Below are 23,737 nucleotides of genomic sequence, written 5' to 3' on the forward strand. Positions count from 1 at the left end.
ACGCTGTACCCGTCGCCAGGAGGGAACCGGCGCGCCCGCCCGCGCGCCGTCAGCGCTGGACGATACGCCGCGCGCCGACGATGCGCTCGGCCAGCACCAGGATCAGGATGATCATAATGACCTGCAGCGCGGATGCGGCGGCCACAACCAGCTGGCTGCCCTGGAATTGAAGATAGCTGAATATCTCGATGGGCAGCGTGACGATGCCGGGTCCGGTAAGAAACAGCGCGGCGTTCAATTCACCGAACGAGACGATGAAAGCGAACAGCCAGCCCGATAGGAGCGCCGGCCAGATAATAGGCATGGTGATCAGCAGGAAGGACTTGACCGGGCCGGCTCCCAGGCTTTGGCCGGCTTCCTCCAGCGCGGTATCGAATGCCTGCAGCGCCGCGACGATGGTTCGGAACGCATAGGGCAGGCATACGACCACATGGGCGATCAGCAACCCTGGCAGTATGGAAACCCCCAGGGTGCGATACAAAAGCAGCAGGGCCAGGCCCAGGATGATGGTGGGAAACACCAGCGGCGCCATGAAAAGCATCTGCAGCAGATTGGGCAGCCAGCCGCGGCGACGCGACGCATAGATCGCGGCCAGCAAGCCGAGCAGGCCCGCCAGCGTGGCGGAAACGAAGGCCAGCCATAGGCTCAGGCCGAAAGCCTGGCGCATTTCGGGGATGGTGAAGAATGCCTGGAACCAGCGCAGGGAAAAGCCGGGCGGGGGAAATACCAGCGTATCGGCCGCGCTGAAAGCGAACAGGAAGATGACGAGGATCGGCCCGAGGATCAGTACCAGCGCGATACCGGTGACGAGGCGCAACAGGAATCGGCCGGCACTCATGCGCCCTTCCCCTGCACTCTTTGCGGTCGCATCAGGATCTGGATGACGACCGCGATGGCCAGCGCGATAGCCAGCAGCACGAAGGACAGGGCCGCCGCGCGAGGCCAGCGGAACGTCGCCGCGCTATCGAATACCAGGCTCACCAGCAGCTTGAAGCGCGGGCCGCCCAATAGCGCGATGGTGACGTAGGCGCTAAGCATCAGGAAGGTGACCAGCATCAGCCCCGACGTCACGCCCGGACTGGACAGCGGCAGCGTGACACGGAAGAACGTCTGCCACGGCCCGGCGCCCAGGGATTGGGCGGCCTCGGTATAGCGCTGGTCGATCGCCGTGAGGGAATTCGTGATGGACACGACCATGAAGGGCAGCAGAATGGTCAGCAGCCCTATCGCCACCGCCTCGAATGAGTACAGGAACTGGATCGGCCGGTCCGTCAGGCCCGCTTCGCGCAAGGTCACGCTGAGTATGCCCGTGCGCCCCAGGATGCTGACCCAGCCATAGGCGCGCACGACGTTGCTGACCATCAGCGGGAACATCATCAACAGAAGCATGACCATGCGGCCGCGCGGGGACAGGCGGGATGCGTACAGCGCGACGGGATAGCCCAGCAGCAGGCAGGCGATCAGCACCACGCCCGTGGCCAGCAGCGTGCGTTGGATGATCAGCAGGTAAAAGGGATCGGTGGCAACCTCCACATAGTTGCGCAGCGTCGGCTCCAGTTCGTACAGCGAGGTCTGCGAGTTCGTCATGAAGCTGACGAACAGCAGATATGCCAGCGGCAGGACGAAGAAGACCAGCAACAGCAGCACCGGCGGCGCCGCGACCGCCCACATCAATCCGGTGCGCGGCAGCAGGCGGCGCGGCGTGGGGTCGCCATCCAGGCGGCCCGCGCGTGGCGTGGCGAGGGCGCGGCTCATGCTTGCCCGTTCCCGCCGGACATCGGCGTCCCGGCCGGTGCGCGACCGGTGGCGCGCCCGCCCGACGCCGATGAGGCCGCATCGAAGAGGCCGGCGCCACGGCCTTGCAGGTCCATATCGCCGGGCGTGGCGGCCAGCGCCACGACACTGGCGTCGTCCCAGGCAAGACGGACGACCGATCCCGGCGCCAGGCTGACGGCGCCGACGCCGTCATTCGGCAGATGGGCCGCCACCGGCCCGCTTTCGGTTTCCATGAGCAGATGGGTTTGCGCGCCGCGGTAAACCACTTCCCTCAACGTGGCCGCAAGGCGGCCGTGTGGATCCAGCCGCAGTTTTTCGGGACGCAGCGCCAGGTCGATGGCGTCGCCGACGGCATGGCGCGGGCCCGCCGACGCCGCGGGCGGATCCACCGTCACGCAGGTACCCGCCACGCCGACCATCAGCTTGTCGCCGTCATGGCCGCGCACTTCGCCGCGCAGGATATTGCTGGCCCCGAGGAAGGTCGCGACGAACTCGGTGCCGGGTCGTTCATAAATGTCGCGCGGCGCGCCGGCCTGCTGGATGCGGCCGTCCTTCATGACGGCCACGCGGTCGGACATGGTCAGGGCTTCTTCCTGGTCGTGCGTGACGAACACGGTCGTAGTGCCGAGGCGCCGTTGCAACTGCCGCAATTCGACCTGCATCTGTTCCCGCAGCAGTTTGTCGAGGGCGGACAAGGGCTCGTCGAGCAGCAGGACATCGGGCTCGAATACGATGGCGCGGGCCAGCGCCACGCGTTGCTGCTGCCCGCCGGACAACTGCCTGGGGTAACGCTGCCCGAAACCGCCCAGCGCCACCATCTCCAGCGCGCCGGCCACACGGCGGGCGATATCGGACTTATCGACGCGGCGCATCTTCAGGCCGAAGGCGACGTTCTCGGCCACCGTCAGATGCGGAAACAGGGCGAAGCTCTGGAACACCATGCCGAAGTTCCGCTTGTGGGCCGGCACGCCCGTCACCCGCTTGCCGCGGATATGGATATCGCCACGGGTCGGCTGTTCGAAGCCCGCGATCAGGCGCAGCGTGGTCGTCTTGCCGCAGCCGCTGGGGCCCAACAGGGAAAAGAAAGTCCCCCGTTCGATATCGAGATCCAGCCGATGCAGCGCGACGGTCTGGCCGAACCGCTTTTCCACGCCATCGAAGCGCACGTCCAGGGAAACGGAATCCGCCGTCCGTGCGGGGCGATCGGTCGCCGCGCTTGCCACCACACTCACATCGACTCCTTGATGACGCGGTCGAACCGCGCAATACGCGCCACGGCCGCCAGCAGGCGCACCGGCAGCTCCAGCAGCACCATCGTCTCGACGGCCCGCCGCGGCGGGCCTTGCAGGGCGAGCACCGCGTCCTCCAGCACCTGTCCCAGCTCGTCCGCCAGCGCGCCGTCCAGGCCGGGCAGGTCAGGCGATGCCGACAGGTGTTCCCATTCGTCGGTAAGGTCGCGCAGCATCGCACCCATAAGGTCGGCCAAGGCGGGCTCTTCCCCGCCCAGCCGGCCGGCCAGTGCCTGCGCGGCGGTGCCCCAGGCCTGCCGCGCGTGCCGCAGGTCGGCCTCCAGCGACCGCGCCGGCGTCGCCGCCGCGGTGGCGGCCGGACGGCCGTCGCCATCGAACGCGCCCAGCATCAAGGCCGCGTTAAGGACGAGCCGGAAACTCAGGCAGTCTTCGCGGGCATAGAACCGCAAGGTTTCGTCCATGGTCTTGCGACCGCGGATCGGCAGATAGTGGCGCACGTAGCCGTCCAGCGCCATGGCCTTGCGCAGGAATTCGCCCATTTCGGGATGCGGCGAAAAGCCCACCACGCGAGCATCGCCCCCATCGCTCGACAGGATGGCCACGCGGTCCCGCATCACGCGGTCGAAACGGTCGGCGTCCAGCGGGTTATCGATGAAGAGCCGCGTGGACATGATGTGGCTTTCGAAACGGCCGCCGACGCGGGCGCGGCGCTGGCCGGGCTCGTAAACAGGCCCGTGGTAGTACGCCAGCTCCATCGTTTCCGGGAGATCGCGGCGCAGCGCGGCATCGTCCAGCCGGACGTTCAGCAGCCCGGCGCCGGTATACAGGTACTCGTGGGTATAGCGCGGCTTGGCGTCGAGCACGCCCAGCCAGTGCGGGCGCCCCTGCGAAAAATAATAGGCCCCGCCACAGGAGCCGATGCCCGCCCCGCCGCGCGCCAGGAAGCCGCGGATCGCGTCGTCGACACCGGCCTGGCCTTCGATGCGGTCCAACCCCCAGGTAGCGAAACCGCCCGGCAGGATAAGGACGTCCGCGTCGTCCAGAATACCGCCGGCGATATCGGCCGCGCTGGCGCGCCGATACGGCAGGCCGAGACTCCACAGGCAGTGCGAGTAATACGCGTAGTAGGGATAGCCGATGGCAGCGCCGCAATACAGCACGATGCGGGGCAAGGCGATGGCGGATTCGTCCCTGGCCGGCGATACCGCGCCATCGGCGATCGCCGCGCCGGGCAGGCCCGCGCGACGCGCGGCCGGCGCGAGCGCGTCCGGCCCCGCGTAGCCGTCCGGCGTGAGACGGATGGCATGACCGCGCGCGCAGGCGCGGTGCGCGAGCACGGCGATGCCCAGGGTATCGCCGTGCCGCGACCAGGAAAGCCGGGACGCCATGCAAACTCCTTCAGATGCCGGCAGGCCTCAGGCGCCGCTGATGACGCGGTTCCATTGATCGGTCCAGTCGCCGCGACGCCCCGAAATGAAAGCCTGGTCCAGGTCGATGATGCGGGATACTTCCGCGTCGGAGAACTGGACGCGCTGCTGCAGCTCTGGCGATAGCAGCTTGATCATGGCGGGGTTGGAGCCGGCGTAATTGAATACCTTCGCGACCCACGTCTGGTATTCCGGGTTCAGCGTCATATTGACGTATTGCTCGGCCAGCGCCTTGTGCTTCGTCCCCTTCGCGATGCCGGTGCCCGCCAGATAGGATATCGCGCCCTCGGCGGGGAAGACCCATTCCGCCTGGCCGCCCTTTTCGCGCACGGTGTAGGTCTGCGATTTATAGAGCAGCCCGACGACGGCCTCGCCCGTCTGCAGGGAACTCATGATGGTATCCGTGTCCTTGGCCCAGATCGGGTCCAGCTTGACCATCTTGCGCAGCATGTCGAAGCCGGCCTTTTCGTCCTTGGGATCCTTGCCGGCCGCCATCGCGCCGATCGGAATGATGTAAGGGCCGATGGAGTGCGTGATCTCGGGCAGGACGATGCGGCCCTGGAATTCCGGACGCCAGAGGTCCGCGTAACTGCGCGGTGGATTCTTCACTTCCTTGGGGTTGTAGACGATGCCCAGCGCCGAATAGATCATCGCGACCCAGCCGGGACGCTTGAATCGCGCCGGAATATCCTTCAGGAACGAGAGATTGGGCGACGCGGGATCCAGCGGTTCGAGTACGCCCTGCGCCTCGGCCAGCGGTACGACGCCATCGTGCAGCTGCACCAGGTCGTAGGGTTGGCTGGACAGATTGATCTTCAGCTTGGTCACGCGCTCGACCGGCGAGGGGCCGCGATCCTGCGTGATGGCGTAGCCGGTGCTTTTGGCGAACGGCGCATCCACGTACTGCGCCATGCCGTTGCCCCACAGGCCGCCCCAGGTCATCATCGCCAACGTGCCGGAAGACTGTGCGGCCGCCAGCGAGAGGCGCCCGGCCGCCGACATACCCACGGCCGTCACGGCCGACTTTTTCAGAAACTCGCGGCGCTGCATGGCGCATTCCCCTGGTTGGTCCGTCGCGCGGCGCAAGGACGCGCGCACGCCTGTATCGTGTTCGATACAAACCCACAAGATATCCTAAATATATTTGCCGGATGAAGCGGGACAAACCCTGACGCCACCGCGAGCGCGCCGCATAATTTGTTGCAGCCGTGCACTCTGCCGCGCGGTATGCTCCCGCGTCCTTGACTTGCATGGCCCCGATGCGTCTCACTTCTTTCTCCCCCTTTGTCCATCGCCGCGCCGCGATCCCCCGGCCGTTGCTCGTCCAGCCGCGCCAGATCGGCGCCGGCGTTTTGCACGTGTTGGCCATCCGCCTGTTTTTGGCGCTGTTCCTCGCCATGGCACCGGTGTGGAGCCATGCCCAGGCGCCGGCTCCGCAGCAGGAAATCGACAAGTCGCTGGATACCGCGCGCAAGGAAATGGAGGCCTTGCGCAAAAACCTGGCCGAGCAGACGGATGACGCGGAACTGCTGCGCCGGCGCGCCGCGGCCATGGATATCCAGTCCCGCGCCGATGCCATCGCCGACAAGCTCACGCCGATACTTGCCTCGGTGCAGGCGCGCCTGACTGAACTCGGACCGGCCGCCGATACCGGCAAGGAGGCACGCGACGTCGCGGCCCAACGCGCCGACCTGGAAAAAGCCCGGTCGACGCTGGATGCGCAGATCAAGCTGGCCCGGCTGTTGTCCGTGGAAGGCGTGCAGACGGCCGAAATGGTGTCGACCATGCGGCGCGCGCAGTTCCAGGCCAGGCTCGGGGAGCGCCGGCCCTCGATATTGGGCGCCCAATTCCGCGACGACCTCAAGGACGACCTGCCGCGCGACCTGAGCCGTTTCGCCAGCCTGCGCGACGAAGTGGCCGCCGCGCTGAGCGGAACGCCGGCATGGGTGTGGGCGCTGCTGCTGGCGCTGGCGGCCACGGTCGTCGCGATATCGGTGGCGATCGCGCGCGTGGTGCGGCGGTTTACGGCGTCCCGTGTGCCGGCGGGCCGCCTGCGCCGCTCTTTTCATGCCTTGATCGTCGTCCTGGTCGCGACAGTGGTGCCGGGCGCGATCGGACAGCTTTTATATATCGGCCTGGATTGGCAAGGGCAATTGTCGGACTCCACGCAATCGCTGGTTTCCGGCTTTGCCGGCATCCTGTGCATGGGAGGCTATGTCACCGGCCTGGGCCTGGCGCTGATATCCCCGTCCCGGCCCTCCTGGCGGCTGCCGGACATTCCGGATGCGATCGCGCGGAAAATGCGCTGGTTCCCGCATGTGCTGGGGCCCCTGATCGTCGTCGTGTGGGTGCTGGACCGCCTGCCCGTTTCGCTGAACGCCAGCCTGAGCACCGCCATCGCGATGAACTGCCTGGTGACGTTCCTGCTGGTGGCGGTCATTGCCGCCGCGCTCATACGGCTGGAACGCAGGCGGCGCGCCGTCCTGCGCGATCCCGAAACTGGACACGCGCCGCCGCGGCCGCTGTGGCTGCTGATTACCGTCAGCGCGGTGTGGGTCGTCATGAGCATCGCGGTGATCGCGGTGCTGATCGGATATGTCGCGTTCGGGAATTTCGCGGCGAAGCAGTTGGTGTGGACTCTCATCGTGCTGAGCTCGGCCTACCTGCTCACGGTACTGACCGACGACTTCTTCATGTCGGTGCTGGGCACGTCCAAGCGCGATACCGAAGCGCTTGAACACGGCCAGGAACCCCGCATCCGCGACCAGGCCGCCGTGGTGCTGTCGGGCGTGGCGCGCGTGCTGATCGGCCTGGTGGCGTTCGTGATGGTTCTGGGCCAGTTCGCCGAAGGACCGGTGGAGCTGCTGCAGCGCGCGGAACAGTTGCTGAACGGCCTGGCGATCGGCCATGTCGAGTTGCGGCCGGCCGCGCTGGTCCAGGGCATCGTCGTGCTGCTCGTCAGCCTGCTCGGCGTCCGCGTCCTGAAACGCTGGCTGATCAAACGCTACCTGCCCACCACGACGCTGGACCCCGGCATGCAGACGTCGGCGACGACACTGTTCGGCTATATCGGCGTGGTGGTGGCCGTGGGCCTGGCCTTGTCGGCGGTGGGCATCGGGCTGGAACGGGTGGCCTGGGTGGCCAGCGCCTTGTCGGTGGGTATCGGCTTCGGCCTGCAGGCGGTGGTGCAGAACTTCGTCTCGGGGCTGATCCTGCTGGCCGAACGGCCGGTGAAGGTGGGCGACTGGGTCTCCCTGGGCGGGGTCGAAGGCGATATCCGGCGCATCAATGTGCGCGCCACGGAAATCCAGATGAGCGACCGCTCCACGGTGATCGTGCCGAATTCCGAGTTCATTACCAAGACCGTGCGCAACGTCACGCACGCCAATCCGCTGGGGCTGGTGCAGATCAAGCTGCCGATGCCCTTGTCCACGGATGCGGCGCGGACGCGCGACATCATCCTGTCCGCCTTCCGCGAACACGAGGACATCCTGGAGACACCCGCGCCGAATGTTTTCCTGGATGGGATCGACGGCACCAATCTGATGTTCAACGCGACCGGCTATGTCGGTTCGCCGCGGCAGGCCTACGGCACCCGCAGCGCCCTGCTGTTCGATGTCCTGCGGCGGCTGGGAGAAGCCAACATCGGCCTGGGCAAGCCGCCGACCATGCTGGTCAGCGCGCCGGGGCCGCTGCTGCCGGCGACGTCCGCGGCCGCGGAATCCCGCCCGCCCGCGGCACCGCAGCCGTCAGACGGCGCGGATGGGCAGTAGCCTCGCCGCAAGGCAATCGAAGCCACCGCTATCGTCGAGCGGGCCGCACGCCGGCGGCCATGTCGCGACGGCCGCGATATCGCTATTGCGGCTGGATGCCGGCCTCGTCCACGACCTTGCGCCACTTCGCCACCTGCTGCCCGATGAATTGCGTGAACGCGTCGCGGCTGCCGCCGGCCGGCACCACGCCTTGCGCGGCGAAGGCTTCGCGCACGTCGGCCATCCGCAGGATCGCGTTGATTTCGGTGTTCAGCTTGTCGAGGATTTCCGGCGGCGTGCCGGCCGGCGCGACAAAGCCGTGCCAGGACGATACGTCATAGCCGGGCACGCCCGCCTCCGACACGGTGGGCAAATCCGGCAGCAGCGGCGTGCGCCGCGTATCGGCCACCGCGATAGGACGCACTTTCCCCGATTGCACGAAAGCCCAGCAATTGGCGATCGCATCGAACGCCGCCTGCACCTGGCCGCCGGCAAGGTCGGTCATCATGGGCGAGCTGCCCTTGTACGGTATCTGCACCATGTGGATGCCCGCCATGCGTTCGAACAAGGCCATGGCCAGATGATTGGACGATCCCGTGCCGGACGAACCATAGTTGATGGCCGCCGGCGATTTCTTCGCCGCCTGCACCAGATCGCCTACGGTCTTGACCGGCGAATCCTTCGGCACGGTCAGCAGCATGGGCGACTGGCCCGCGAGCACGATGGGCGCGAAATCCTTGCCGGTGTCGTACGGCAGGGAGCGGTACACCGACGGGTTGGCCGCGAAGGGAAACTGCGCTACCAGCAAGGTGTAGCCGTCCGCCGGCGCCTTGGCCACGGTGGAGGTTCCGACGATCGTTCCGGCGCCCGGCCGGTTTTCCACGATGACGGGCTGGCGCCAGGCGGCAGTCAGTTTGGCCGCGACCAGGCGCCCCAGTGTGTCGTTGAAGCCGCCTGGCGGATAGGGTACGACGATATGGATGGGCTTGTCGGGATAAGAGGCCGCCCGGGCGCACCAGGGCAGGCAAAGTACGACGGTCAGCGCCAGCAGGCGCGCGAGTCGGTGGGTCAATGCTGTCTCCTCGGTCCTTGGCGGACACGCTGTTATGCCGCCGCGGCGTGCGGCGGTACTTGCTCGAGGCCAGTCTAGAAAGATGGATATATCAGGTCAATTAATCTTTAATTATTGTCTTGATCATTTAATCTGATGTCATTTCGCCGATCGCCCGCCATGCTGGACAGCGGCAGGCCCAGCATCTTCCCATATCCCTTAATATCGTATCCATTAGCAATAATGATGTAGAGGCGCGCTGCGTGGCGCGCGTCGGGGCGAAGAGACCATGGAATTCCGCCAGATCCAATATTTCATCTGTCTGTTCGAGGAAGGAACGGTCACGCGCGCGGCGCGGCGCCTGAATATCGTGCAGCCCGCGCTGAGCATGCAGATCGCGCGGCTGGAAGAAGAACTCGGCCGCAAGCTGTTCGAGCGCAGCCAGCAAGGGATGCAGCCGACATCGGCGGCACGCCAGATGTATCGCCTGTTCCTGCCTATCCTGCGCGACTACACGCACGCGCGCGAACAGGTATTGCGCACGGATGGCGAACTGAACGGGCATGTCAACGTGGGCATGATCGCCTCGGTCGCGCAGGGAGTGCTATCGGACGCCCTGGCGGAATTCAACGCGCGCCATCCCAAGGTTACGGTGACCGTGATCGACGGCTATAGCGCGACGCTGGCCGATCTGGTCGCCGGCGGCCAATTGGACGCCGCATTCATCAACAAGCCCCGCCGGCCGCTTTCGCTCAGCGTGGAGCATATCGCCGACGAGGATGTCGTCCTGGTCACGGGCACGGGCCACGCCCACAACCTGGGCCCGACGCTGTCGTTTCGCGAGGCGGCAGCGCTGGATCTGGCGCTTCCGACCCGCCAGCACGGCCTGCGCGGCATCCTGGAAAGCTTCGCCCGCACCGAAGACGTCGACCTCTCGCCCCAGTTCGAAATGGACTCCATCGTCTCGATCATCAAGCTGGTGGAACGCACGCGGTATGCGACGCTGCTGCCGCGCGTGGCGGTGCGCAACCGGGCCAGCCGGGGCCGGCTGAACTGCCACGAGGTGGTCTCGCCGCGCCTGATACGGCAGATTGCCTGCGTCACCCACCCGCGCCGTGCCTTGAGCGCGGAAGCCACGGCTTTCGTGAGCGTGCTCTCCGATCACGTGCGCGGCCTGGCCGAGGATGGCGGCCAGGCGCCACCCGAGGCGCGCGAAGAGGCCGACGCCCCGGCTTCGCGCGGCTAGCGCCGGGACCTGCTAGAAGGGCCAGAAGCCCGAATCCAGTTCGTCCTTGCAGCCGGCGTACTGCTGGCGGAAGCGGTCCGCGCGCGCCTGCACCTTGCGCGCGACGCCGACCAGCCACGGCTTGCGGGCATAGCTTCTGGCGCGATAGCCGCCCCAACCTTCGTGGTAGTTCAGGTATTGCCCATAGGCGTCCCATTTCGATACGCCATTGAGCTTCTGCGTCTTGTCGATATACCAGCCCATGAAGTCCAGGGCATCGTCGAAGTCGTCCCGGCTGGCGAACCAGCGGTTGTTCTGGCTGACGTAGTCGTCCCAGGTTTCGTCCTTGGCCTGGGCATATCCGTACGCGGAACTGACGCGTCCCCAGGGGATGAAGCCCAGCAGGTAATCGCGCGGCGGCTTGGCGTCATAGCGAAAGCCGGATTCCTGGAACAGGATGGCGAACGGCACCTGCACGGGCACCCCCCACTTTTTCTGCACATCCAGGGCCGCCTCGTACCAATCGTCCTTTTCCCGGAAGATGGCGCAGATGTCCTCCGGATTGCGTGGAGGCGCCGTGGCGCAGCCCGACAGCCACAGCACGGAGAAAACCAGGGCCGCCAAACCGGCCAGGCGCGGGCGGGCGCCACAAAAGAGGCAGATCCGGGCGCATCGGACAGCGGGGTTGCGAAACACGTACAAGCGACCTCGAAAACGCGCGACGCGCCGCATTCGTAGCGGGCGCGCCCGAAAACCCGGACCGGAAAATCGGGCCGGAACCCCGTATTAAACACCGGACGCGCGGCACGCCGTTGCGCGCCAGCCTCGATACTCTTATATAAGATATAAGACCGCTTGCCCCTGGCCGCGCGCGATACTACAATCGCGGCCGATATTCCCCAACCACGACCAGGGCAATCCATGCTAGCTACCTATCGCCAACACGTCGCCGAACGCGCGGCATTGGGCGTCCCCCCGCTCCCCCTGTCGGCCCAGCAGACCGCCGACCTGATCGAACTGCTGAAGGCGCCCCCCAAGGGAGAGGAAGCCTTCCTGCTGGACCTGATCACGCATCGCGTGCCCGCCGGCGTGGACGACGCCGCCAAGGTCAAGGCTTCCTATCTGGCCGCCGTCGCCCTGGGCAAGGAATCGTGTCCCCTGATCGACCGCGCCAAGGCGACCGAGCTGCTGGGCACCATGCTGGGCGGCTACAACATCAGCGCGCTGATCGAGCTGCTGGACGACGCCCAGGTCGGCGCGATCGCCGCCAAGGGGCTGAAGACCACGCTGCTGATGTTCGACGCCTTCCATGACGTGAAGGAAAAGGCCGACAAGGGCAATGCCAACGCCAAGGCCGTGCTGCAAAGCTGGGCCGACGCCGAGTGGTTCACCTCGCGGCCCGAAGTGCCGAAGAGCCTGACCCTCACCGTCTTCAAGGTCACCGGCGAAACCAACACCGACGACCTGTCGCCCGCGCCGGATGCCTGGAGCCGCCCCGATATCCCGCTGCACGCGCAGGCCATGCTGAAGAACGCCCGTCCCGGCATCGAGCCGGACGAGCCCGGCAAGGTCGGCCCGGTAGACTTCCTGAACCAGCTCAAGAAAAAAGGCCACCTGGTCGCCTATGTCGGCGACGTGGTCGGCACCGGCTCGTCGCGCAAGTCGGCGACCAATTCCGTGCTGTGGTTCACGGGCGAGGACATTCCCTTCGTGCCCAACAAGCGCTTCGGCGGTGTCTGTCTGGGCAGCAAGATCGCGCCGATCTTCTACAACACCATGGAAGACGCTGGCGCCCTGCCCATCGAACTCGATGTATCGCAGATGAATATGGGCGATGTGGTGGAACTTCGCCCCTACGAAGGCAAGGCCCTGAAGGATGGCAAAGTCATCGCCGAATTCCAGGTCAAGTCCGAAGTCCTGTTCGACGAAGTGCGCGCCGGTGGCCGTATCCCGCTGATCATCGGCCGCGGCCTGACCGCCAAGGCACGCGAAGCGCTGGGCCTGGCGCCTTCCACGCTGTTCCGCCTGCCCGTCAGCCCCGCTGACACCGGCAAGGGCTACACCCTGGCGCAGAAGATGGTCGGCCGCGCCTGCGGCCTGCCGGAAGGCAAGGGCGTGCGCCCGGGCACCTACTGCGAGCCGCGCATGTCGGCCGTCGGCAGCCAGGACACTACCGGCACCATGACGCGCGACGAACTCAAGGACCTGGCCTGCCTGGGCTTTTCGGCCGACCTGGTGATGCAGTCCTTCTGCCACACCGCCGCCTATCCCAAGCCCGTCGACGTCAAGACGCACCACACGCTGCCGCAATTCATGAGCACCCGCGGCGGCATCTCGCTGAAGCCGGGCGACGGCGTCATCCACTCCTGGCTTAACCGCATGCTGCTGCCCGACACCGTCGGCACCGGCGGCGATTCGCACACCCGTTTCCCCATCGGTATCTCCTTCCCCGCCGGTTCGGGCCTGGTGGCCTTCGCCGCCGCCACGGGCGTGATGCCGCTGGATATGCCGGAATCCGTGCTGGTGCGCTTCAAGGGCAAGATGCAGCCGGGCGTGACGCTGCGCGATCTGGTCAACGCCATCCCGCTGTACGCGATCAAGCAGGGCCTGCTGACGGTAGAAAAGCAGAACAAGAAGAACGTGTTCTCCGGCCGCATCCTGGAAATCGAAGGCCTGCCGGACCTGAAGTGCGAACAGGCTTTCGAGCTCTCCGATGCGTCGGCCGAACGTTCCGCCGCGGCCTGCACGGTGCGCCTGAACAAAGAACCGATCATCGAGTACATCAACAGCAACATCGTCATGCTGAAGTGGCTGATCGCCAACGGCTACGAAGATGAACGCTCGATCCGCCGCCGCATCCAGGCGATGGAAGCCTGGCTGGCCAATCCCCAGCTGCTGGAGCCGGATGCCAACGCGGAATACGCGGCGGTCATCGAGATCGACCTGGCCGAGATCAAGGAGCCCATCGTCGCCTGCCCCAATGATCCGGACGACGTGAAAACGCTGTCGGATGTTGCCGGCGCCAAGATCGACGAAGTGTTCATCGGCAGCTGCATGACGAATATCGGCCACTTCCGCGCGGCGTCCAAGCTGCTGGAAGGCAAGCGCGATATCCCCGTCAAGCTGTGGGTGGCGCCGCCGACCAAGATGGATGCGCGCCAGCTGACCGAAGAAGGCCATTACGGCACCTTCGGCGCCGCCGGCGCACGCACCGAAATGCCGGGCTGCTCGCTGTGCATGGGCAACCAGGCACAGGTGCGCGAAGGCGCGACCGTCATGTCGACCAGCACCCGCAACTTCCCCAACCGCCTGGGCAAAAACACGAATGTGTACCTGGGCTCCGCGGAGCTGGCCGCCATTTGCTCCAAGCTGGGCCGCATCCCGACCCGCGAGGAATACATGGCCGACATCGGCGTCGTCAACCAGAACGGCGACAAGATCTACCAGTACCTGAACTTCGACAAGATCGACGACTACAAGGACGTCGCCGACGTAGTGGAAGTCTGATCGACCGCTGAAACGGCGGGCCGGTATCGCACCGGTCCGCCCGGATGCGCTCTCGCCCGACAAAGTGCGGCTCACCGCGCCTTGTCGGGCGATTTTCTTTGCATCTTGTCGCCTTATTAAAGATAATGCGAATGCTTCGCATTATGGAGAATACTTATTTTCCATACTGCCCGACGCCTGCTCCCGGGTATCGAGCGGCCGGCGGCAGGGAGTTCATCCCGCATGCCCGACAGGGCGTGCATGCCTGTTTCATGTGCCTTGCACGCCCGTGCGGGGCCCGATCGCCTCCAAGGAAATTCTTTACATGCCTCACCCGTCCGTGTCCCGGCCCGTATCGCCCGCCGGCCCGAGCGTGTCGCCCCAGCCGCGGGTGGCTTGCTCCGCGCCCCGCGCCCTACCCCTGGCCATGCGCCTCGCCTTCACCGGCCTGGCAGCAGGAAGCGCAACGATGTCCGCTTCCGCGCTGGCGCAGTCATCGGGCACGACCATGTCCGCTCCGGCACCGGTACAGTCCCCGGCCGCGGCGACACCTGCACGGGCCGCCTCCGGTGCCGTCGGAAGCAGCACCCCGGTCACGACGCTGGCGCCGGTTTCGGTGACGGGCAATGCCATCACGGAAGGCGACACGCTTCCACCCACCTACCCCGGCGGCCAGGTCGCCAAGGGCGCGCGCCTGGGCGTGCTGGGCGAACAGGATGCCGCCAACGTTCCTTTCAGCGTGACCAGCTTCACCTCGCAACTGGTGGAAGACCAGCAGGCCCGCACCTTGGGCGACGTGCTGCGCAACGATCCCTCCGTGCAGGTGACCCGCGGCTACGGGAACGACGCGCAGTCGTTCGTCATCCGCGGATTTCCGCTCTATGGAGACGATATTTCCTACGGCGGCCTGTTCGGAGTGATGCCGCGCCAGATCATCTCGCCGCAGGGTGCCGAGCGGATCGAGATTTTCAAAGGACCCAGCGCTTTCCTGAACGGCGTGCCGGCGACCGGTTCAGGCGTGGGCGGCATGGTCAACATCGAGCCCAAGCGGGCCGGCGACGACCCGCTGACGCGCCTGTCGGTGGATTACGGCACATCTTCGCAGCGCGGCGCGACCGCGGATATCGGACGCCGCTGGGGTGCCAGCAACCAGTTCGGCATCCGCGTGAATGCCTTGCAGCGCGAGGGCGACACGGGTATCGACGACGACAGCACGCGCATGACCTTCGGCTCCGTGGGATTGGATTACCGCGGCGAACGCCTGCGCGCATCGCTGGACGTGGGATACCAGAAACAGCGCACCAGCCAGGGACGCCCCATGGTGCAGGTGATCGGCGACGACATTCCCGGCCCGCCCTCCGCGCGGCACAACTACGCGCAGCCATGGACGTATTCCATGACCGAAAACACCTTCGGAATGCTGCGCGCGGAATACGACCTGACCGAACGCTGGACCGCCTATGCCGCCATCGGCGGCAACCACGCGCGAGAAAGCGGGTCGTACTCTTCCCTGACGGTGAACGGGGATGGCGTGGGCACCGGCAGCCGCCTGGACGTGCCTTACGTATCCGACACCTACGGCATGATGAGCGGGGTGCGCGGCAAGTTCGAGACGGGCCCCCTGACCCATTCCGTGAATGCGGCATTCTCCAGCGTCTACCTGAAAAAGCGCTCCGCCTATACCTTCGGTTCGTCCTTCGCCACCAGCCTGGACGACACGCCGGAAGTCCCCTCCCCGCCCACCATCCTGACCGGCGGCAATATGGACGATCCGGGCGTGACAGGCCGCAACCGCATGACGGGCATCTCGGTTTCGGACACCGTCTCGTTCCTGGACGACCGGGTCTTCGTCACCGTGGGTGCGCGCCACCAAAAGCTGCGCGTCACCAACTACGCCTACACCGGCGAGGTCGACAGCAAGTATGACGATTCGGCCACCTCGCCCGTGTACGGGCTGGTGGTCAAGCCCTGGCAGCACGTTTCGCTGTACGCCAACCACATCGAGGGCCTGCAACCGGGCCCCACGGCACCGCTGACCGCGATCAACGCCAACACCACGTTCGCGCCGTCCAAGTCCAAGCAGAACGAAATCGGCGCGAAGCTGGACATGGGGTCCTACGGCGCCAGCCTGGCCTTTTTCGAGATCAAGCAGCCGACGGGCGTGACCGATCCGGCCACCCAGATATTCTCGGTCGCGGGCGAACAGCGCAACCGCGGCGTCGAGCTGAACGTCTTCGGCGAACCGCTGCGGGGTGTCCGCGTCATCGGCGGCGTGTCGGTCATCGACGCCACCTTGCGCGATACCAAGAATCCGGCGACCGAGGGCAACCATGCCGTCGGCGTGCCCGACTACACGGCGGTCCTGAGCACGGAATGGGACCTGCCCTGGGTTCCCGGCCTGACGCTGCAGGGGCGCGTCACCCATGCGGGCTCGCAGTACCTGGATACGGCGAACACCCAGAAGGTCAAGCCCTGGACGACGCTGGACCTGGGCGCGCGCTACGCCATGAAAATCGAACGGCACGATGTCGTATGGCGGCTGGGCGTGGAAAACGTCACCAACAAGCGTTACTGGTCATCCGCCAACGGCGGCTACCTGATCCAGGGCGACCCGCGTACCGTCAAGCTGTCGGTGGCGGTCGACTTCTAGGCCGGATCGGCGCACCGGGGGCGGCGCGCCGCGATTACGCCGCCTCCGGGCACTTGGCGATCCGCGTCCGCACATCGGGGGATGCCAGGCATGTGGCGACGGCCTCGTAGCCGGGGGCGCCCGGATAGGGAGCCACGCGGGTGGGAGGGCTGTGGTTCGCGGGGCACAGAATGATGGCTTCGTCGCGGCCGACCGCCGCCAGATCCAGGATCGCCGAGGAGCGTGTCAGAAAAATGAGGGGCCGCCCGCCGGTTTTCGCGCGCTGGCGAAGATAGGTGATCAATGCCTCTTGTGTGGATCGATCGAGATCCTGTTCGATCATGTCGACAACCAGGATATCGGGACCCGCGGTTTCCAGGGCGACCAGCAACGCGATCAGCGCCGCGGATTCCGTCGCGCCTTCGTCGAGCAGCCACCGCAGTGCCCGGCTGACGCCCGCCTTCAGCGCCGGGACGGAGTGCAGCAATTCCATGGCCGCGGCGCTTCGATCTTTCAGCCGCTCCAGGCCGAGAAAGGCCGCGCCGGGGAGGGTCTCTGCCAGGCGACGGGCCAACCGGGTCTTTCCGCTGCCCAGCGGGCCAATGATGTAGTTCAACGGACGGATATCGCGAAGTTCGAACCATTCCCCGCCCCACGGCCAGGGAAGCTCGAATGCCACGCTGATCTCGGTTCGATCGACCAGCCGTGCCAGCTCGCCATCGGCCGGCATGCGCCCTTGTGCAAGATCGGATCGGATGCCACGGACCTTGTCCAGCTTGCGCACGAGCTCGTGAATCTGCTCGTCCAGCGCGGCTTCATGCGCGGCCAGCGCCATTCCCAAGCCGTCAGGATCGCCCTCCAGCGCGCGCGCGGCCTGGGCAAGGCTCAAGCCGAGATCGCGCAAGGCCACGACCTCCGCGGCCCGCGCCATATCGCGGGGGCCATACGCCCGGTATCCTGCCGCGGTACGGGCCGGCGTTACCAGTCCGTGCCGTTCGTACAGCCGAAGGGCCTTGATCGATACGCCGAGCCGTCTGGCCGCCTCCGACGCATTCAGGCTGGGAGCGGAAGCAATCACGATTCACCTCTTCATTGTTGACCGATTGAAATCAGCATGAGGCCGCCCCCGGGGGCCGGGTCAACCGGATTTTAGGCGGCCGCCCCCGCGGGTACACTCTGTCCCATGGAAAACTGGGTCCCGGGCGCTGGCCGCCGGCCGTCATGGCAATGAAGATAGACCTATCGGCGCTGCAGATGCTGGTGGCCGCCGTCGAAGAGCGCAGCCTCGCCAAGGCGGGCGAGCGCGAACACCTGGTCACCTCGGCCGCCAGCAAGCGGATCGCGGAACTGGAGCGCCAGATCGGCACCGCGCTGCTTGTCCGCCATAACCGGGGCGTGGAGCCGACCCCCGCGGGCGCCGCGCTGTATCACAAGGCCAAGGCCATCCTGACCAGCGTGCGCACGCTAGAAAGCCTGTGCGAGGAATTTTCGCCGGACGGCATTCCCAAGATACGCCTGGCCGCCAACCGTTCGGCCATCGTCGAATTCCTGCCCGCCGACATCCGCGCTTTCCAGGCAGGCAGCCCGAAATCCCGCCTGGACCTGGTGGAGGCCTATAGCGGCGACATCCCCCGCATGGTGTCGGACCAGGAGGTCGACATCGGGATCTATCACGCCGCGGGCGCCGCGCCGGGCGTGGTGTCCTATCCCTACCGCAGCGACCATGTGGTGCTGGTGGTGCCGCGCGGCCATCCGCTGGCCGACTCGCCCGCGCTGCACCTGGACCAGGCGCGCGACTACGACTTCCTGGGCTACTTTCCCCGCCACTCCTTCGAGGCCTTCATGGAGCTCGTCGGGCCTACCCTGAGCGGGCCGCTGAACGTAAAGATCCAGGTCGCCAACTACGAGGCCCGCTGCCGCATGGTCCGCGAGGGCCTGGGCATCGCCGTCATGCCGGAACCGATCGCCGATACTTACCTGAGCCTGCTGGGATTGGTCAAGATCGCGCTGCTTGACGATTGGGCGAAACGGCAGTTCTATGTCTGTGCCAGGGACCGCGCGCACATGCGCATGGCAGCCGGGGATCTTTTTGACTTTCTCGTCAAGGCCGGTAGCTGACGGACAAGGGCCTGACGACGATTTCCTCGCGCCGAGGGCGAACGTTTGACGGCGGACAATGCTCAGCCTTATGCTGCGATGCGTTGGCGGCTTCACGAGGGTCCGCCATCGGCATGCAAAGCGGTTTTGCTACACATAACCAAGAAGGGAGAGCCATGGTCAACATGAACCGGCGCCAGTTCTTCAAGGTGACGGGTGCGACGCTGGCGGGTTCCAGCCTGGCATTGCTCGGGGCCGCGCCCCGGCAGGCCATGGCGGAAGTCCGCCAGTACAAGCTGGCGCGGACGACCGAAACGCGCAATACCTGTCCTTACTGTTCGGTAGCGTGTGGAATCCTGATGTACGGCCTTGGCGACGGCGCCAAGAATGCGACGTCCAGCATCATCCACATCGAAGGCGATCCCGACCATCCCGTCAATCGCGGCACGCTCTGTCCCAAGGGCGCCGCCCTGATCGACTTCGTGCACAGTCCCAATCGCCTGAAGTACCCGGAATACCGGGCGCCGGGCTCGGACAAGTGGCAGCGGATTTCCTGGGATGACGCCCTGACGCGCATCGCCAAGCTGATGAAACAGGACCGCGATGCCAACTTCGTCGAGAAAACGGCGGACGGCAAAACGGTGAACCGCTGGCTGACCACGGGCATGCTGGCCGCTTCCGCCAGCAGCAACGAGGTGGGCTACATCACGCACAAAACCGTGCGCAGCATGGGGATGCTGGCGTTCGACAACCAGGCTCGTGTCTGACATGGCCCGACGGTGGCAGGTCTTGCCCCGACGTTCGGCCGTGGAGCGATGACGAACCATTGGGTCGACATCAAGAACGCGGACATCATCCTTATCATGGGCGGCAATGCCGCCGAGGCCCACCCCTGCGGATTCAAGTGGGTGACCGAAGCCAAGGCCCATAACAAGGCCAAACTGATCGTCGTGGACCCGCGCTTCAATCGCTCGGCATCCGTGGCGGACTTCTACGCGCCCATACGCACCGGCACGGACATCCTGTTCCTGGGCGGTGTCATCAATTACCTGATCGCCAACGACAAGATCCAGCACGAGTACGTCCGCAACTACACCGACCTTTCGTTCATCGTCCGTTCGGACTTCGCCTTCGACGCCGGCCTGTTCTCGGGCTACAACGCCGACAAGCGTGCCTACGACCAGTCCACCTGGGACTACGAACGCGGCGAGGACGGCTACGTCAAGACGGACCCGACGCTGCAGAACCCGCGCTGCGTGTACCAGATGCTGAAGCAGCATTATTCGCGCTACACGCCGGAAATGGTCGAACGCGTCTGCGGCACGCCCAAGGACAAGTTCCTGCAAGTGTGCGAAATGCTCGCGACGACGGCCTCCGCCGGCCGCGCCGCGACCATCATGTATGCCCTGGGCTGGACCCAGCATTCCGTGGGCTCGCAGATGATACGCACGGGCGCCATGGTGCAGCTGCTGCTGGGCAACATCGGCATCGCGGGCGGCGGCATGAACGCGCTGCGCGGACACTCCAATATCCAGGGCCTGACGGACCTGGGATTGATGTCCAACCTGCTGCCGGGCTATATGACGCTGCCGGTGGAAAGCGAACAGGACTTCGAGCAGTACATCGCCAAGCGGGCGCTCAAGCCGCTGCGTCCCAACCAGCTCAGCTACTGGCAGAACTACCGCAAATTCCACGTCAGCCTGATGAAGGCCTGGTGGGGCAAGGCAGCCACGCCCGAGAACAACTGGGGCTACGACTACCTGCCCAAGCTGGACCGGCTCTACGACATGCTGCAGGTCTACGAGCTGATGAACCAGGGCAAGATGAACGGCTACATCGCGCAAGGGTTCAACCCCCTCGCGGCGGCGCCCAACAAGGGCAAGGTGATCCAGGGCTTCTCCAAGCTGAAGTGGATGGTCATCATGGACCCGCTGGTCACCGAAACGTCGGAGTTCTGGCGCAACTTCGGCGAGCACAACGATGTGGATCCATCGAAGATCCAGACCGAGGTCTTCCGCCTGCCGACCACCTGTTTCGCCGAAGAAAACGGCGCGCTGGTCAATTCCGGCCGCTGGTTGCAATGGCACTGGAAAGGCGCCGAGCCGCCGGGCGAAGCCAAGAGCGATATCGAGATCATGTCGCTGCTGTTCACCCGCCTGCGCACGATGTACCGGCAGGAAGGCGGCAAGTACCCGGACCCTATCGTCAATCTGGACTGGCCTTACTCCGATCCCGAAAGCCCGACGCCGGAGGAACTGGCCAGGGAATACAGCGGCAAGGCCGTGACGGACCTGGCCGATCCGAAAGACCCGTCGCGCATCACCCGGCGTGCCGGGGAACAGCTGGCCAGCTTCGCCGAACTGCGCGACGATGGCTCCACGTCCAGCGGCTGCTGGATTTTCGCGGGCGCATGGGGACCGCAAGGCAACCTGATGGCACGCCGCGACAACAGCGATCCCACCGGCATCGGGCAGACCCTGAACTGGGCCTGGGCCTGGCCGGCCAACCGCCGCGTGCTGTACAACCGCGCGTCCTGCGACCCGTCCGGCAAGCCCTTCGATCCGCGGCGCAGCCTGGTGTCCTGGAACGGCAAAAGCTGGGTGGGTGCCGACGTGCCGGATTTCAAGCTGGACGAAGATCCCGCCGGCGGCATGGGCCCCTTCATCATGAACCCCGAAGGCGTTGCGCGCTTCTTCGCCCGAAACGGGCTGGCCGAAGGCCCCTTCCCCGAGCACTACGAGCCTTTCGAGACGCCGCTGGGATACAACCCGCTGTACCCGCAAGCCAAGGGGGTCACGAGCAATCCGGCGGCGCGTGTTTTCAAGAGCGATCTCGAGTCCATGGGCACGGTGGACAAGTTCCCGTATGTGGCCACCACCTATCGCCTGACCGAACATTTCCATTACTGGACCAAGCATTGCCGCATCAATGCCGTCCTGCAGCCGCAGCAATTCGTGGAAATCGGCGAGGCGCTGGCCAAGGATCTGGGCATCGCCAACGGCCAGCAGGTCAAGGTCTCGTCCAACCGCGGCTATATCAAGGCCGTGGCGCTGGTAACGAAGCGGATACGCCCGCTGACGGTGGAAGGCAAAACCGTCCATCACGTCGGCGTGCCCATCCACTGGGGCTTCGTCGGACTGGCCAAGCCGGGATTCCTGGCGAATACGCTGACGCCTTTCGTCGGGGACGGCAACTCGCAGACACCGGAGTTCAAGTCCTTCCTGGTGAAAGTGGAAAAAGCCTAGGAGCGAATGATGAGTATGCAATCCCTGGACATCAAGCGCGTCTCGGCCACCACCACGCCACCGCCGGGCGTGCGCGAGCCGGTGACCGGCAGCGTCGCCAAGCTGATCGACGTCAGCAAATGCATCGGCTGCAAGGCCTGCCAAAGCGCCTGCATGGAGTGGAACGACCTGCGCGATGTCGTCGGCGAGGCCGTCGGCGTGTACGACAACCCGGCCGACCTGACCGAGCATTCCTGGACGGTCATGCGGTTCTCGGAATACGAAAACCCGAAAGGCGACCTCGAATGGCTGATCCGCAAGGACGGCTGCATGCATTGCGAGGATCCGGGCTGCCTGAAGGCCTGTCCCTCGCCCGGCGCCATCGTGCAGTACACCAATGGCATCGTGGATTTCCATGAAGAAAAATGCATCGGCTGCGGCTACTGCATAACGGGCTGCCCGTTCAACGTGCCGCGCATCTCGAAGCAGGACCACAAGGCCTACAAGTGCACGCTGTGTTCGGATCGCGTGGCCGTCGGCCAGGAGCCTGCCTGCGTCAAGTCCTGTCCCACAGGCGCCATCGTGTTCGGCACCAAGGACGACATGAAGCAGCATGCCGCCGAGCGCGTCGAGGACCTGAAATCGCGCGGCTTCGACAAGGCGGGCCTGTACGACCCCGCCGGCGTGGGCGGCACGCACGTCATGTATGTGCTGCACCATGCCGACCAGCCCACGCTGTATCACGGCCTGCCGGAAAACCCCGCCATCAGTCCCATGGTGGCGCTGTGGAAAGGCATCGCCAAGCCGCTGGGCCTGGCCGCGGTCGCGCTGACCGCGCTGGCGGGATTCTTCCACTACGTGCGCGTGGGTCCCAACGAGGTCAGCGAGGAAGACGAACGCGAGGCCGAGGCCATGCAGGACGGGGCCGGGCCACAAGGCCGCACACCGCCGGAACAGGAGGCGCGCAATGAGAGACCATGAAACCATGAGCGGGCGCCATCGCCTGATCGAGCGCTATAGCCCCGGCCAGCGCACCAATCATTGGCTGATTGCCCTGACTTTCGTACTGCTGGCGCTGTCGGGGCTGGCGCTGTTCCATCCGGCCATGTTCTGGTTGACCAGCCTGTTCGGCGGCGGCCCCTGGACGCGCATCCTCCACCCCTTCGTGGGGGTGTTCATGTTCCTGTGCTTCGCGCTGTTCGCCGCCCGCATGTGGCGGCACAATTCGATGGATCGCAGGGATGCCGAATGGCTGAAGCGCGGACGGGATGTGATCTACAACCGCGAAGACCGCCTGCCGGAAGTCGGCCGTTACAACGCGGGCCAGAAGCTGCTGTACTTCGTGCTGATCGTCTGCATGGTCGGCCTGCTGCTAAGCGGGTTTGTCATCTGGCGGCAGTATTTTTCCTTTTACTTCCCCATCGAGATCATCCGGGCCGCGTCGGTACTCCACGCCGTTTGTGGTTTGGTGATGATTTGCGCGATCATTGTGCATATCTACGCGGCGATCTGGGTGAAGGGATCGTTGGGCGCCATGGTGCGCGGGACGGTCACCTGGGGCTGGGCCTGGAAACACCATCGAGCCTGGTTTCGCGAAGTCCGCAAGCAACCGCTGGGTAAGTAGCGCCCGGCGCATCGGCCCCCACACCACGGCTGCCGCCGCGTCGATGCGGGGCAGCCGTTTTTTTGCCTTGGGGCGGCGTAGCGTGGGGGTGTTTTTTGCCGCCGGGCCGCCCCAAGGCAAAAAAGCCCCCTCGGGGGGCAGCAAGCCGGCTTGCCGGCGTAGCGTGGGGGCATTTTTTGCCGCCGGGCCGCCCCAA

16 protein-coding genes are annotated in these 23,737 nt (G+C 65.6%); 8 read left to right on the forward strand and 8 right to left on the reverse strand.

Annotated elements, in window-relative coordinates; genetic code table 11:
- Positions 1-49: 49 nt before the first annotated feature.
- The 5 genes from CAL28_RS20510 to CAL28_RS20530 are packed head-to-tail and all read right to left on the reverse strand — an operon-like array spanning position 50 to position 5,503.
- Entirely contained in the window at positions 50-838 is a 789-nt protein-coding gene (locus CAL28_RS20510; protein ID WP_094843066.1) for an ABC transporter permease, read from the reverse strand.
- Complete coding sequence (locus tag CAL28_RS20515; protein WP_094843067.1) at positions 835-1,755, reverse strand: ABC transporter permease; 921 nt, start codon at positions 1,753-1,755, stop codon at positions 835-837. The genes CAL28_RS20510 and CAL28_RS20515 overlap by 4 nt, the downstream gene beginning before the upstream one ends.
- Positions 1,752-2,948 (reverse strand): ABC transporter ATP-binding protein, encoded by a 1,197-nt coding sequence (locus CAL28_RS20520; RefSeq protein WP_094844748.1) that lies wholly within the window; start codon positions 2,946-2,948, stop codon positions 1,752-1,754. Before CAL28_RS20520 ends, CAL28_RS20515 begins: the two co-directional genes overlap by 4 nt.
- Positions 2,949-3,004: 56 nt before the next feature.
- On the reverse strand, positions 3,005-4,414 hold the full coding sequence (locus CAL28_RS20525; RefSeq protein ID WP_094843068.1) for a hypothetical protein: 1,410 nt from the start codon (positions 4,412-4,414) through the stop codon (positions 3,005-3,007).
- A gap of 27 nt (positions 4,415-4,441) precedes the next feature.
- The gene (locus tag CAL28_RS20530) at positions 4,442-5,503 is read right to left on the reverse strand and encodes an ABC transporter substrate-binding protein (protein ID WP_094843069.1); all 1,062 of its coding nucleotides are present in this window, start codon (positions 5,501-5,503) and stop codon (positions 4,442-4,444) included.
- 347 nt (positions 5,504-5,850) lie between these two features.
- Here CAL28_RS20530 and CAL28_RS20535 point away from each other — a divergent pair, with 347 nt between their 5' ends.
- Positions 5,851-8,226 carry a DUF3772 domain-containing protein gene (locus CAL28_RS20535; protein ID WP_094844749.1) on the forward strand — a complete coding sequence of 792 codons (2,376 nt, stop codon included), beginning with the start codon at positions 5,851-5,853 and terminating at the stop codon, positions 8,224-8,226.
- 82 nt (positions 8,227-8,308) lie between these two features.
- Here CAL28_RS20535 and CAL28_RS20540 read toward each other — a convergent pair whose 3' ends face one another.
- Positions 8,309-9,277 carry a tripartite tricarboxylate transporter substrate binding protein gene (locus CAL28_RS20540; RefSeq protein ID WP_254926184.1) on the reverse strand — a complete coding sequence of 323 codons (969 nt, stop codon included), beginning with the start codon at positions 9,275-9,277 and terminating at the stop codon, positions 8,309-8,311.
- Between the two features lie 268 nt (positions 9,278-9,545).
- Here CAL28_RS20540 and CAL28_RS20545 point away from each other — a divergent pair, with 268 nt between their 5' ends.
- A complete protein-coding gene (locus CAL28_RS20545; RefSeq protein WP_094843070.1) occupies positions 9,546-10,502 on the forward strand; it encodes a LysR family transcriptional regulator in 957 nt (318 codons plus the stop codon).
- Positions 10,503-10,514: 12 nt separating this feature from the next.
- Here the strand turns inward: CAL28_RS20545 and CAL28_RS20550 are convergent, their stop codons facing one another.
- On the reverse strand, positions 10,515-11,105 hold the full coding sequence (locus CAL28_RS20550; RefSeq protein ID WP_254926185.1) for a transglycosylase SLT domain-containing protein: 591 nt from the start codon (positions 11,103-11,105) through the stop codon (positions 10,515-10,517).
- A gap of 297 nt (positions 11,106-11,402) precedes the next feature.
- Here CAL28_RS20550 and acnB point away from each other — a divergent pair, with 297 nt between their 5' ends.
- On the forward strand, positions 11,403-13,988 hold the full coding sequence (acnB, locus tag CAL28_RS20555) for a bifunctional aconitate hydratase 2/2-methylisocitrate dehydratase (RefSeq protein ID WP_094843071.1): 2,586 nt from the start codon (positions 11,403-11,405) through the stop codon (positions 13,986-13,988).
- Positions 13,989-14,436: 448 nt separating this feature from the next.
- Positions 14,437-16,617: a TonB-dependent receptor gene (locus tag CAL28_RS20560; RefSeq protein WP_254926186.1), complete on the forward strand. Its 2,181-nt coding sequence runs from the start codon at positions 14,437-14,439 to the stop codon at positions 16,615-16,617.
- Between the two features lie 34 nt (positions 16,618-16,651).
- On the opposite strand, the gene CAL28_RS20565 is transcribed toward CAL28_RS20560, so the two are convergent.
- The gene (locus tag CAL28_RS20565; protein ID WP_094843073.1) at positions 16,652-17,674 is read right to left on the reverse strand and encodes a MerR family transcriptional regulator; all 1,023 of its coding nucleotides are present in this window, start codon (positions 17,672-17,674) and stop codon (positions 16,652-16,654) included.
- Between the two features lie 149 nt (positions 17,675-17,823).
- Between CAL28_RS20565 and CAL28_RS20570 the strand changes: the two genes are divergently transcribed.
- From CAL28_RS20570 to CAL28_RS20590, 4 genes are all read left to right on the forward strand, one after another.
- Positions 17,824-18,714 (forward strand): LysR family transcriptional regulator, encoded by an 891-nt coding sequence (locus tag CAL28_RS20570; protein ID WP_369597680.1) that lies wholly within the window; start codon positions 17,824-17,826, stop codon positions 18,712-18,714.
- A 155-nt stretch (positions 18,715-18,869) separates the two neighbouring features.
- Positions 18,870-21,938, forward strand: a complete 3,069-nt coding sequence (gene fdnG / locus CAL28_RS20580; RefSeq protein WP_141218222.1) for a formate dehydrogenase-N subunit alpha — start codon at positions 18,870-18,872, stop codon at positions 21,936-21,938.
- 9 nt (positions 21,939-21,947) lie between these two features.
- The gene (gene fdxH, locus CAL28_RS20585; RefSeq protein WP_176464052.1) at positions 21,948-22,898 is read left to right on the forward strand and encodes a formate dehydrogenase subunit beta; all 951 of its coding nucleotides are present in this window, start codon (positions 21,948-21,950) and stop codon (positions 22,896-22,898) included.
- A complete protein-coding gene (locus CAL28_RS20590) occupies positions 22,885-23,541 on the forward strand; it encodes a formate dehydrogenase subunit gamma (protein WP_254926187.1) in 657 nt (218 codons plus the stop codon). Before fdxH ends, CAL28_RS20590 begins: the two co-directional genes overlap by 14 nt.
- Positions 23,542-23,737 lie beyond the last annotated feature (196 nt).

Origin of the sequence: Bordetella genomosp. 11 (assembly GCF_002261215.1) — a bacterium.
Classification (GTDB): domain Bacteria; phylum Pseudomonadota; class Gammaproteobacteria; order Burkholderiales; family Burkholderiaceae_B; genus Bordetella_C.